General features: G+C 55.0%; 15 protein-coding genes. 5 read left to right on the top strand and 10 right to left on the bottom strand.

The genetic code is table 11. From position 1 onward, the window contains the following. Nucleotides 1–5 precede the first annotated feature (5 nt). The 5 genes from K0J45_RS18140 to K0J45_RS18160 form a co-directional block, all read right to left on the bottom strand. Entirely contained in the window at nt 6–1,595 is a 1,590-nt protein-coding gene (locus K0J45_RS18140; protein ID WP_220043562.1) for an efflux RND transporter periplasmic adaptor subunit, read from the bottom strand. 23 nt (nt 1,596–1,618) lie between these two features. Next, the gene (locus K0J45_RS18145; protein ID WP_220043563.1) at nt 1,619–2,152 is read right to left on the bottom strand and encodes a heavy metal-binding domain-containing protein; all 534 of its coding nucleotides are present in this window, start codon (nt 2,150–2,152) and stop codon (nt 1,619–1,621) included. Nucleotides 2,153–2,421: 269 nt separating this feature from the next. Further along, on the bottom strand, nt 2,422–2,829 hold the full coding sequence (locus K0J45_RS18150; RefSeq protein WP_220043564.1) for a hypothetical protein: 408 nt from the start codon (nt 2,827–2,829) through the stop codon (nt 2,422–2,424). A 106-nt stretch (nt 2,830–2,935) separates the two neighbouring features. Beyond that, nucleotides 2,936–3,373 (bottom strand): DUF2057 family protein, encoded by a 438-nt coding sequence (locus K0J45_RS18155; protein ID WP_220043565.1) that lies wholly within the window; start codon nt 3,371–3,373, stop codon nt 2,936–2,938. A 118-nt stretch (nt 3,374–3,491) separates the two neighbouring features. Further along, the gene (locus K0J45_RS18160; protein WP_220043566.1) at nt 3,492–4,004 is read right to left on the bottom strand and encodes a hypothetical protein; all 513 of its coding nucleotides are present in this window, start codon (nt 4,002–4,004) and stop codon (nt 3,492–3,494) included. Nucleotides 4,005–4,344: 340 nt separating this feature from the next. On the opposite strand from K0J45_RS18160, the gene K0J45_RS18165 reads away from it, so the two are divergent. Next, on the top strand, nt 4,345–4,908 hold the full coding sequence (locus K0J45_RS18165; RefSeq protein WP_220043567.1) for a NapC/NirT family cytochrome c: 564 nt from the start codon (nt 4,345–4,347) through the stop codon (nt 4,906–4,908). Nucleotides 4,909–5,062: 154 nt separating this feature from the next. Here the strand turns inward: K0J45_RS18165 and K0J45_RS18170 are convergent, their stop codons facing one another. The 5 genes from K0J45_RS18170 to K0J45_RS18190 form a co-directional block, all read right to left on the bottom strand. Continuing rightward, a complete protein-coding gene (locus K0J45_RS18170) occupies nt 5,063–5,530 on the bottom strand; it encodes a thioesterase domain-containing protein (RefSeq protein WP_220043568.1) in 468 nt (155 codons plus the stop codon). A 5-nt stretch (nt 5,531–5,535) separates the two neighbouring features. Next, nucleotides 5,536–5,973, bottom strand: a complete 438-nt coding sequence (gene dtd, locus K0J45_RS18175) for a D-aminoacyl-tRNA deacylase (RefSeq protein WP_220043569.1) — start codon at nt 5,971–5,973, stop codon at nt 5,536–5,538. Nucleotides 5,974–6,010: 37 nt separating this feature from the next. Further along, nucleotides 6,011–6,574, bottom strand: coding sequence for a hypothetical protein (locus tag K0J45_RS18180; RefSeq protein WP_220043570.1), 564 nt, complete (start codon nt 6,572–6,574; stop codon nt 6,011–6,013). Between the two features lie 120 nt (nt 6,575–6,694). After that, nucleotides 6,695–7,645 carry an alpha/beta fold hydrolase gene (locus K0J45_RS18185; protein WP_220043571.1) on the bottom strand — a complete coding sequence of 317 codons (951 nt, stop codon included), beginning with the start codon at nt 7,643–7,645 and terminating at the stop codon, nt 6,695–6,697. Then, nucleotides 7,642–8,520, bottom strand: coding sequence for a virulence factor BrkB family protein (locus K0J45_RS18190; protein ID WP_434086971.1), 879 nt, complete (start codon nt 8,518–8,520; stop codon nt 7,642–7,644). The genes K0J45_RS18185 and K0J45_RS18190 overlap by 4 nt, the downstream gene beginning before the upstream one ends. Nucleotides 8,521–8,654: 134 nt before the next feature. On the opposite strand from K0J45_RS18190, the gene K0J45_RS18195 reads away from it, so the two are divergent. From K0J45_RS18195 to K0J45_RS18210, 4 genes are all read left to right on the top strand, one after another. Continuing rightward, nucleotides 8,655–8,876, top strand: a complete 222-nt coding sequence (locus K0J45_RS18195; RefSeq protein ID WP_011867341.1) for a hypothetical protein — start codon at nt 8,655–8,657, stop codon at nt 8,874–8,876. 24 nt (nt 8,877–8,900) lie between these two features. Then, nucleotides 8,901–9,551 (top strand): DUF2959 domain-containing protein, encoded by a 651-nt coding sequence (locus tag K0J45_RS18200; RefSeq protein ID WP_011867342.1) that lies wholly within the window; start codon nt 8,901–8,903, stop codon nt 9,549–9,551. Between the two features lie 313 nt (nt 9,552–9,864). Next, nucleotides 9,865–10,482, top strand: a complete 618-nt coding sequence (locus K0J45_RS18205) for a hypothetical protein (protein WP_220043573.1) — start codon at nt 9,865–9,867, stop codon at nt 10,480–10,482. A 223-nt stretch (nt 10,483–10,705) separates the two neighbouring features. Next, nucleotides 10,706–11,920 (top strand): 4Fe-4S binding protein, encoded by a 1,215-nt coding sequence (locus K0J45_RS18210; RefSeq protein ID WP_220043574.1) that lies wholly within the window; start codon nt 10,706–10,708, stop codon nt 11,918–11,920. Nucleotides 11,921–12,291 lie beyond the last annotated feature (371 nt).

Below are 12,291 nucleotides of genomic sequence, written 5' to 3' on the forward strand. Positions count from 1 at the left end.
GCCCCCTAGTGCTGATGACCGCTGCTAAGACGCATCAGGCTGCCCTTCAGGCTCGCCTCGGAATCGAGTAGGAACTGACCCGAGGTCACCACCTGTTCACCTTCCTCTATGCCGCTCAAGATCTCCGCCTTACCCTGAGACATCATGCCGACTGTGACCTTGCGGGCCAGGAAGCTGCCGTCACCCTGCTTGACGATGACCCGGTTCTCTTTGCCGGTCTGGATCAGGGCTTCCTGCGGGATCACCAGCACATCCTCGTTCGGGCCGCCGTAGATCTCTATCTTGGCCAGGGTGTTGGGGCGCAGCGCCACCTCACTGTTGGCCAGTACGATACGCACTCTGAGGCTGCGGGTCACGGGGTCCAGTTCGGGGTAGATGTAGTCGATCTTGCCCTCGATCCCCTTAAGATCCATGGCGGGCACTGAGACTTCTGTGGGTTGGCCTATCGCCAGCCAGCTCTGCTCATTCTCGAACACGTCGGCGATCACCCACACCTTGGAGAGATCCACCACAGACATCACCTCTGTGGCGGGTTGAATATACATGCCGTCACGCACCGCCAGCGCCTTAACGATGCCGTCGGCCTTGGCGTAGAAGGGCACCCGATATTGGGTCTGCTTGCTCTTGGCCAGCTGTTTGATCTGCGCCTGGTTCATCCCCAGCAGCTCGAGGCGTAGCCCCGCCTTGCGCACCAGATCCTGGTAGTTGCGGCTATCCTTGGAGCTCTGCAGGCTGCTCAGCGCCAGCAGGTAATCGTCCTGGGCGTTGATCAGATCCGGCGAGTAGATCTCATACAGCAGCTGCCCCTTAGAGATCTTGTCACCCACTGAGGTGATGGCCAGCTTCTCTATCCAGCCGTTGACCCTGGCGTGTACATGGTTGATCTGGCTCTCGTCATAACCTATCTGGCCCACGGTCTGGACAAACTTCCATAGGGTATCTTTCTCCGCCTTGGCGACCTTAAGTGCCAGGGCTTGCTGCATGCTGCCAGAGACATCTATCTCTATCTGTTGGGTATCTGATGACATCTCCACCTTTTCCAGGTTCATGCCGCAGATAGGACAGGTGCCGGGCACATCGCTGACGATATGGGCGTGCATGGGGCAGACATATTTGATCGACGGCTCGCCGGTGAGCGGCGCGGGCTTGGCCTGGGCCAGGGGATCGTGTTGGCTGTGATCCATCTCGGGCTCAACCTTAGTACTGGTCGACTCCTCTTCCTCTTCGGCCACCAGGAACATGTTGCACTTAGGGCAACGGCTGCCGGGCTCATGGCTGGTCACCTCTGGGTGCATGGGGCAGACATAAGTCACCTCATGGCCGGCCGTTAAACTGGTCTCGCTTGTATCGTTTTCCAGCTCGACCAGGAACATGTTGCACTTGGGACAACGACTTCCCGGCTCATGGCTGGTCTCTTCAGGGTGCATGGGGCAGACATAGGTCTTCTCCCCCGCCTGATGCACATGGGCCTCATGGCCTTGGCTAGCCTTGGCCTCGAGCGCCTGAGTATGACCCAACTGCGGGGTCGCCACCATAAATAGACTCAAAAGATAAGCGAGCTTTTGGCCTCTGTTTTTCGAATTTACCTGACTCATAATGCCTCATCTCCACTCATGAACTAGTGATGCTTGTGACCGCTTTCGGCGCTCGCCACAGGCTCGAGGAACATGCCACACTTAGGACATGAATCCCCTTTCGTCCCCTTCACTTCGGGATGCATGGGGCAGTGATAGCCTTGCTTGGCCATCTGATGCTGATGTTTAGGGCAGTTGTCGCATGATTTGCCAGCCTTAGCCGACTTGACCTGCTCCAGGTTCATGCCGCATTTAGGACAGGTATCACCCTTGGCGCCTTTCACCTCAGGGTGCATAGGACACTCATAACCGCCCGCCTTATCGGCCTTGGCATGCTGATGGTGAGGACACTTGTCGCAGTCCTTGCCATCGTGTTTGGCCATGGCGTGGTGCGCCGCTGGCTCAAGGTTCATGCCGCACTTAGGACAGGTATCGCCCTTGGCGCCTTTCACTTCGGGATGCATCGGGCAGTCATAACCTTGTTCGGCCGCCACAGCATGATGCTGCTCGGCGAAGACCACTGGGGCCGTACTCACAAAGATAAACGCAGTTAAAATCAGACTGATCAGGGTTTTCATCTATGGACTCCATCAAAGGATGACCGCATAACACGCGTAACGCTTGCGCGACTTAAGCCTAAAACAGTTAAATTAAGCTAATTAATATGCGGCTAATATAATTCATTTTTCGTTAAACATCAGTGAAGTAAATATTGAGGCGTACCCGGCAGATGGAAAGACTCCAAGACTGAGGGGTTTATTACGCCAATACACCTAGTGAAACGTTTAATAAAACAAAAGGATTATCGATTTAAGCTCGGGCAGCCGTAACCGGGCACCACAAGGGATCAGGCGATCGGCGGTCGGAAGGCTGAGCCTAAAGAGATAGAGTGGAAATGAGGCATTTGAGTGGCCAGGATAGACTCGGAACCGGCTACACCAGGCCAGGGCGTAACGGTAAACAGCGTGCCTGTCACAGAGATCACTACGCAGTGATTACAATCTCCCTTGCAAAATCCTTTGCCTTCACAGCAATGCTGAGCAGCGGGAAGCACATTTTGCTCATCATCGCAGCAGTGAGATTGCATCATAGCGCCGTCATCATGACAGTCGTCGCCGTTATTCATCTGCATCATGGGCTGCTCATCCGCCTGCGCATAAGAGACCATAGCCATACCATTAGCCATTAACACCTGGCCCAGCAGAGCGAGCAGTGTGATGACAACTAATGTGTGGTGTCTAAGCGTACGACGCATGGTGTAACCCTATAATGAGATGATCCAAGTCTATCACGATATCAAGATTGGGCCTTGATAAAACTCACATTTCCTGCAAGTCAAGGCCCCTAGCCTCAGGCTAGCCTTATTGTGCTAACCAGATCTTTTCCATCAGTTGTTGATGATTCATCAGGGTTAATTCCTGCTGTTGACCTGTTTGTGACACCAGGCGGGCCTTAGGCGCATTAACAAAGGCCTGGGCGTCCTGCTGAGTCACTATCTCGGGTAATACAAGACGATAGGCATCGTCGCCTTTGACATCTAAGGCGAGATAGAGGGGCTCTGAGGTCACCCAGGCGCCTGAATCGTCGGCGTTATCGGCAAAGATGTCGCGATATACCAGTTCGACCAGTTGTTTACCCGCATCCAGGCTGAGCACGCTCTGCTCATGACCCACTTGCACTTCGCTGCCTTGTACCTGAAGTTCATCGGGTAGGGTGAGGCTGGCGGCGCTGGCGGTGTTAACTAAAGTCAGTGCAACGAAGGCGGCAAATAGGCTGCTAAAGAAATGACGTGTTTTCATAATCGACTCCCATCAGGCAAAGGCCTGACAAATTGGCTAATTCTTTGGCCACGCCTAATTAAGTCAACGGCGCGGCAGATTCATGTTCGTGTGCGTAACGCAGGGTGAAGACGAACCATTAACCAATGGGAGGGGGTGATAGGGGAGTGAGATCGGCGGTCTGCAGCGACCAGCCAGAGATGACGATAGGACCAGACAAAGGCTGAATGGTCAGAGATGGTACGGCGGCGCTCAGATTACCTAAGGTCGAGGCGCAGTGGGTCATGCAATCGCCTGGGCCCATGGCGGCGCACAGGGCTTCGCAGTCCACCAGCGAGTTATCGCCGGACATCTTGCAGGGCTCACCCTGATGGGACATCTGCATCCCTGTCTCATGCTTAGCTGAGGCTTGGGTTGACGGCGCCATCTCAGGGTTCATGTTCTGAGCTAAGCGCATATCGCCCTGGTCGAGGGCCATCTCCATATGACCACCATGCATCAGTGACATGAGCGCGCTGGGCATGGCCATGGCTGGTGTCAGAATAAACTGACCCAGGAGGGCGATGATCAGTACAAACTTGCCAAAGATACGTGTCATATAGGGCGCAAAGATGTCGTTAATTGAACCGGGATTACCATGATAGACAGACATCTCTTGAAAAGGTTCAGCACCAATTAAATTATTTTCCGGCTTCGCGAACAATCGTCATATTAGCGATAGATAATTATCCTCGAAAATCCAACAAAATCATTACGAAATAGTAAAATTCCAGACAAACTTGTCATGTCATGGTCTTTGCTATAACTTTAGTAAATGCGCATATATTATGAGCAATTTCATAAAATCTTGCTTAGGTAAGATAGAGTTAGAGCTAGCTCTCATTTTACGGTTTTAAAGCCAGATCAAGCGGCGTCTTCTGGTTATACTCTCAGCTACAGAGATGCATTAAATATAATATTTATAATAAACATATTATTTTGGAGATAGAGTGATGAACTGGCGTGCACTATTCAAACCTAGCGCGAAATACTCAATATTTGCCCTACTCGTGGTGGGTATTGTAGTCGGTGTTGTGGGCTACTTTGCGACACAACAAACTTTACATGCAACCAGTACAGATGCCTTCTGTATGTCTTGCCACAGCAATCACTCTCTGAGAGATGAAGTGATGGCGTCGGCTCACGGCGGCGGACGTGCAGGTGTGACTGTACAATGTCAAGACTGTCACTTGCCACACGGCCCAGTTGACTACCTGATCAAGAAGATCATCGTTTCTAAAGATCTATACGGCTTCCTCACTATCGACGGATTCAACACTCAAGAGTGGTTGGATGAAAACCGTAAAGAGCAAGCTGACCTGGCGCTGAAATACTTCCGCGCTAACGACAGCGCTAACTGTCAGCACTGTCACACTCGTATCTACGAAGACCAGCCTGAAACCATGAAGAAGATGGCGAAGAGAATGCACGCCAACAACTTCAAGAAAGAAGCTGACAAACGTAAGACCTGTGTAGATTGTCACAAAGGCGTTGCACACGTTTATCCTAAGGGATAAGACTCTGCGCACCCAAGGGTGATTCGCGAAATAAAAAGCCTCACATTGTGAGGCTTTTTTTGTATATGACAGTCAGCGTATTTATCCCCGAAGGCCTAACACACAAACCTCAGGTGGCCTGAGAGCGGATTTATTTACCTCTGATGACCGGGAGCTAATCCGCCTTCGGCAGGCTCACATAGGTCCCCTGAAACTGGGCGCAGCACTGCTCGCCGCAATAGAGGGCAACCTCCAACTTCACCTTGGCACGCTTCCCCCGCCCCAGCACACTTAAGTCTGCTTCCGGCCAGCTTACCCGCGCCAGGGGCGACTCACCCACGGGCGCCAGATAACGAATGTCGGCCTGCCCGAGGACGATATCGCCCTCGACACCGGCTAAGCGCTGCTGCAGCCACACCATGCCCCAGCCAGTGAGCGTCATCAGGGTATAGATGCTGCCGGCAAACATGGTGTGATGCAGGTTGATGTTGGGCGCCAGCGGCGCGCTCACCCTCAGCGTCTGCTCTCGATAGGCTTCAGGCGCTATCTGCATGAAGGCGCTGACGGGGATTGTCTGATGCCAGGTGCGCTGCAGCTCCCCGAGTAGTGCCTGTATCTGCTCTGGCTCTTCTGCCTTAGACATGATGATCACACCTGCAGATTAAAGGTGACCGGGCCGTCATTGATCAAGCTGACCTGCATGTCGGCGGCAAACTCGCCGGTCTGCACAGGCACTCCTTGGGCGGCGCAGTAATCTACAAAGGCTTGATAGAGCTGCTTCGCCTGCTCCGGGGTACCGGCGCCAGAAAAACTCGGGCGCAGGCCACGGCCGGTATCGGCGGCCAGGGTAAACTGAGACACCACCAAGAGGCTGCCGCCCACCTGCTTGAGGTTAAGGTTCATCTTGCCGTCTTCATCGCTAAATACGCGATAGCTCATCACCTTAGTGGCGAGCTTCTCCATCTTGGCCTGGTCGTCTTCACGCTCCACGCCTAGCAATACCAGCAGGCCTTTGTCGATGGCGCCTATGGTTTGGCCATCCACATCCACCTTGGCCTGTTTGACTCTCTGTATTAAGGCTATCACTGGCCTATCGACTCCTATGCTTTACGCTATCTATTGATTAATTCATCGGCATCACGGGAATGGGTTTGATCAGCTGCTCGGCGGTGTTAGGCAGCGCCTGACCCACACGCAGCAGGGCATCGTCGATCCAGATCAGGAAACGACGCAGCTCCTCCAGCTCCAGGGTATCGACGAAGGTCGCCGCGCCCTGTACCTGAATCACCTTGCCCTCCTCCCTCAGGGTGAACTTGGCGAAGTTGAGCTTATGGTTGAGGGTGCCGATGAGCACCATTAGCTCCTGAGTCCCCACCAGCTTAGGGCTCACCGCGTAGAAACGGCTGGCCAGTATGCGATCTATCCCCTCTGGGTTCAGGCTCGGCTGCAACACAAACTGATGATCCCCCAGCTGTACGCCCACCTTATTAGGCCCAACCTTCTTGGCCAGATAGTTCTTGTTGATCAACGATACCAACAGGGCATCGGCGGCCAGCTCGTCGCTCATGCCGCTAAAATAGACCCGCTCGGGCACAGGCTGAGGCGTGCGCTCGGTGGCTAACACTTCAGTCACCAACACTTGGTTGCACACCAGTAGCGCCAACACGGCGGTTAATCTCTTCTTCATGATTCAGCTTCCTTTTAGCTATTAGCTTGGCTTACGCGACTCACTGTTTATTTACTACTTATTCTTTAAGGCTTATTGCTCATTACTGCTCGCCACGCTAGGCGAAGCGACATCAATAGATTAGGAACGTCCGGCGGCCAGATAACGCCCCATCTGAGTCACCGCCTCGGCGACCGCCCGGCACATCTTGTTGTCGGCGAGGGTATGATAGCCCCCCTTAACTAGACGTGACCTTAATAGCCTGGGGCCGTAGTGTTCCAGAAACTCATCCACCAGCCTTTGGGGGCAGACCCAGTCCAGCTCTCCCTGCAATATGATGGTCGGGCAGGTGAGATCGCCGCCCACCCGCTTCATCAGCTGATAGCCGCCGAAATAGTCGTTGCGGGCATAATGCAGCTCCACCCTCGCCAAGGCTCCGCCTTGCTCGGCCAGGGCCTCACTCAGCTCGAACCCGGGCACCGCCAGGGCCAGCTCCCAACTGAGCCAGCGCATCACGCAGTTGCGGCGCACCTCGGCGTCCCTATGGTTAAAGCCGTCAGTGAAATGGCTAAACAGGCTATCGAGGGTATCGCGATGACCAGCGGCAAACTGGCGATACTGGCTGGAGAAGATCTGCGCCGCGCCGCCACGACCATAGAGCCACTCCATCCCCTCGGCAGAGGGAATAAACATGCCCCAATAGATCTGCGACAACACCCGCTCGGGATAGATGCAGCTATAGAGATACCCCAGGGTCGCGCCGAAGGAGCCTCCCAGCAGGCACCAGGCCTCAATGCCCGCCCAGTGACGCACCCGCTCGATATCCTTCACCAGGCTGGGAAAATCGTTGTTGGCCACCTCGCCGCAGGGCTTAGAGCGACCCGCCGCGCGCTGATCCAGCAGATAGATATGAAAGCCACGGTCGATAAACAGCCTCAGCTCCTGGGGGTTACAACCCGCCCCGGGGCCGCCATGAAGATAGAGCACAGGGATCCCCTGGGGATCACCATATTGTGCCAGAAACAGCTGGTGCCCCTCGCCGACATCGATCCAATCCTGACGGATCAGCGGATGCGACTTAGCGGGACTCACCCTTTGTGCTCATCTAAGTGGATCTCCGACTCATCGTCCGCCAGCTCCTTATTCACCAAGTCCATCAGACGCTTGTCGAGGTACTCTGGCATGGCGGCGGTGATCTCGGCGCCGATCAACACGATAATCCAGGAGAGATACACCCACATAAACAGGATAGGGATAGTCGCCAGCGCGCCATAGATAGCCTCATAGGCGGGAAACTCGGTGAGATAAAGTGCAAAGCCCTTCTTACCCAGCTCAAACAACAGCGCCGCCACTATGGCGCCCAGCAGGGCGTGGAAAAACTTCACCTTGGTATTGGGCACCACCATGTAGATCAGCAGGAAGGTGGCCACAGAGAAAAACATGGGCAGGCGCTCCACCAGGAGGGGCACCACGCCGCTAAGATCTGTGCCACTAAACAGCTTGAGCGACACCACATAAGAGGTGGCCACCAGGCTGGCGCCCATCAGCACGGGCCCCAGGGTCAAGACCATCCAGTACATGGAGAAGGAGACCACCATGGGGCGCTTCTCCGTGGTGCGCCAGATGCCGTTGAGTGACTTGTCGATATTGGAGATCAGCAGAATAGCCACTACCACCAGGGCGCCGATACCCACGGCCGTGCCCTTGGAGGCGTTGGCCACAAACTCGTTGATATACATCTGCACGCTGTCGCCAGCAGAGGGAATAAAATTCTCGTAGATGAAGGTCTCGATATGGCTGCGGATCCCCTTAAACACGGGGAAGGCCGATAGCATAGACATGGTCACTGCCACCATAGGCACCAGAGAGAGCAAGGTAACGTAAGCCAGGTGACCCGCCCGCATATTTATCTGGTCTTCCGTGATACGCTGTTTTAGATGTATCATGAATTGCCAGATACCCAGCATGATCGAACGAAGCAGGCTCACATCTATTTTATTTATCACGTTATTCTCTTGATTCAAGTAGGGTTAACTGCGTATCTTGGTACATTAAGATTACAAGTTTAAAGACACTAGATACAAGTGTAAGGAATAAATTGATGTCCCAACAAGGTTCGGCCGGCAACGTGATTGCCGCCATCGCAAGCTTCTTTTTCCCTGGCCTGGGCCAATTAGTACAAGGACGCATACTCGCGGCACTCCTCTTCTGTGTCGTCACCATAGTCGGCTACGCCCTGTGGTGGTTGATCGTCCCCGCCATCATAGGCGGTATTGCTCACCTGTGGAGCATCATAGACGCCGCTAAATTCAAGGCCGACTAACCGTCTAACAAGGAAATCGTCAGGATGAGAAAACTATTAACTGCCGCAACCCTGGGCGCCGTCGTCATGCTCAGCGGCTGTCAGAGCGCCTACTATGGTGCCATGGAGAAGGTGGGCTACCATAAGCGCGACATCATGGTGGATAGGGTCAACGCCGCCAAGGAATCCCAAGAGGAGGCCCAGGCGCAATTTAGCTCGGCATTGGAAGAGATGCAGGCCCTGCTCAACCACGATGGTGGCGATCTGCAGAGCGCCTACGAGAAGGCCAGAGATGAATATGAGTCCTCACAGGAGGCCGCCGACGAGGTGAGCAGCCGTATCGACAAGGTAGAAGATGTAGCCGAGGCACTGTTTGACGAATGGCAGGCGGAGATTGGCGAGATCAGCAAGGCCAGCCTGCGCCGCAACAGCGAGACCAAGCTACGCGAAACCCGTCGCTCCTACGAGCAGCTGGTGCGTACCATGCGCCGCGCCGAGAGCAAGATGCCGCCCATCCTGACCGCCATGAAAGACAACATGCTCTACCTCAAGCATAACCTCAACGCCCAGGCCATAGGCGCCATCAAGGGCGAGTTTGCCAGCCTGCAGACGGATATCTCTAGCCTGATCAAAGAGATGAATAAGTCGATTGCCGAATCCAACCGCTTCATCGAGTCGATGGAAGGCAACAAGTAACGCCCTAAAGCCCTAACCCAGGTTAGGGCTTTTCTTTTACGGCATCGCGTCAGTTACACCGCTTCCCATTTAGTCGTCCCCCAGGCTTACAACGACCATCCCCGAAACGTGTCACCTATTCCAGCCAGTCCTCTCTCTTAAAAGAAGCTTCCACAAGACGCTGCCAAGAAAAGCAACCGCCAAAGCTTATAGTTTAGGTTAAAGGTTCTTTAATCCCTCCTTTTCGGCGCCGACATACAATGAGCTCATCGAAACAACAGGCCGTGATTAAACCGGTCAGTCAGCCTACAGTCAGCTAGATGAGGACAAACCAATGTCAGCCAAACTATTCAAGATGTTAACCGCCGCCGGTATCGGCATCGCCATGATGACGGGTTGCAGCAGCCTGCCCCACGAGATCGCCTCCGAGCAACTGAGCGACCAGCTCAACAAGCAATATCATAGCCTGACGGTGATGGCAGCCCAGACGGATCCCGCCTCACGCAAGATAGTAGAGAGGCAACTGGCCGACGACCTGGCTCAGCACCAAGTCAGCGCGACCCCAAGCTTCGAAAGCCTGCCGGATGCCGCCAAGATCACCGATGAGGCCGCGCTGCAGGCCTACGCCGACGGCCAGGCCAACGAGGCGCTGCTGATCCTCAGCGTCACCGACGCGGGCTACGACTACGGCTACGACGACTATCTGGAGACCCGCGGCTGGGTCTACATGCTCGGCGGCGAGCCGGGAGCCGGTACTCAGATTGGCTCACTCGTCGATTGGGCAGGTTCTGGCCAGCAGCAGCTGCATGTACAGGTCTACGACAAGCAGGCCAAGCAGATCGTCTGGCAGGCCGATATCGACGCCAATGACAGCGGCTCAGAGGTGCAGAACATTCAGGCACTGACCCGCTTCGTCGTCGACCAGATGCAGGCCCGCGCCATCATCCAATAACCTCTCCCTTTGGCTGGCACACGAGTGTCAGCCTTTTTTTATCCCCGCTTGTCCATGCCCACTTTTTTATCCCCGATTTTTTAACGCCATTAGGACCAAGATCACCTAAATTCACTGCCAATCAGGCTTTTTAGCGAGCCAGCGCACAGAAGCGATAGCGCACCAGAACTCTGCCCAAATCCCCGACTCTCAGCTATATCCGCCTCATAACTGGTTATTGGCAATGAGTTTTATCGAATCCCTGACCCTGACACTAGCCCTGTTCTACAGCTGCAGCCTACTCTACTGGAGCGGCAAACGCTGGGGTGCCGTGGTGAGCGCTGCCTCCCTGCTGGGCGCGGCGCTGGTCACCCTTTACTGGCCACTGTTTGTCGCCCTGCTCCTCGCCGCCGGCGTGTTGGCCCTCGCCAACAGATACCAAGGCGATTTCGTCAAAGGCGAGGTGCGCGCCAACACCCTCAGAGAGGGTATACAACACCTGCTGGCGCTCTCCATGTTGCTGGTTGGCATCCAGTACGCGGCCAATGCCGTCATGCTCAAGCTGGGCATCACGCCCTACCTGATGCGGCCCGACGTGGGCGACGCCTTTCTACCCATCGCCGGCGCCATAGAACTCAAGGCGATCCTCACCCTGGGCATCTGGGATCAGAACCATCCGGCCGCCGCTGTGATGCTCACCGTAGTGATCCTCACGGGTTTGCTGTGTAAACGCGCCTTCTGCGGCTGGGCCTGCCCCCTGGGGCTCGCCGGCGAATACCTGTATAAGCTGAGAAAGCGCTTCATCAAGCGTGAACTGCTGCCGCCCGCCTGGCTCGACTGGCCGCTGCGCATGCTCAAGTACCTGCTGCTGGCCGGTCTGCTCTATATAGTGCTTGGCATGCCTTCGGCCAGTATTCCTCACTATCTCGAGGGCAACTACCATAAGATAGCCGACCTTAAGATGGCGCTCTTCTTCATCACCCCTGGGCTCATCACCCTGGCCTGCTTCGCCGTCATACTGCTGCTGGCCGCCTGGCGCCGTCAGGGCTTCTGCCGTTATATCTGCCCCTATGGCGCTCTGCTTGGCCTCACCAGCTTCTTGAGTCCGTTTAAGATCCGCCGTAGCACCCAGCACTGCCTCATCGAGACCAAGGGGATGAACTGCGACAAGTGTACCCGCGCCTGCCCCGCCAACATCAAGGTGCATGAGCAAGGCACGGTACGCTCCGACGAGTGCCAGGCCTGCATGCGCTGCGTCTCCGCCTGCCCTAAGCAGGAGGCGCTGCACTTCAGCACCCGTAACGGCATCAAGCTCTCCGCCCGCGGCCTCACCATCATGCTGTTACTGCTGCTGTTTATGATCCCGCTAATCGCCTATGTCGGGGGATTCTGGGTCAGCCAAACGCCGACCGAAATTAGGATGTATTTGATACAACATTTGGGGGCAATTGGGCATTGATGCCCTTTGGGTTTGGGGTACCCTTTTGGCTGGGGGCCCATGATAATTTTGCCCTCAGGGACATCGTTCTCTAGGCGGGAATGGAAGGTTGTACCTTCATTGCAACCTATCACCTGCGGTGGGGTTAAGCGGAACTAATCTGACGTTTATAAAGTTAGTTTGAAGGTCTAACCTTCGCTGCAACCTATAGCCTGCGGCTCGCTTTTGTGCAGATACAGCTGCTACACGCCGCAAGCACTTCCATGTGGGCTCGACGATGGCATCCCTGCCATCGACGTCCGCAGCTGCATCTACACCGGGTCATTTCATCTCTTCGATTTGGCTTTGTTTGTAAGGCTAATAGATTTAGCTTTTGACGGACTATTTGTTTA

It is taken from the genome of Shewanella alkalitolerans (genome assembly GCF_019457575.1).
In the GTDB taxonomy this organism is placed as follows: domain Bacteria; phylum Pseudomonadota; class Gammaproteobacteria; order Enterobacterales; family Shewanellaceae; genus Shewanella; species Shewanella loihica.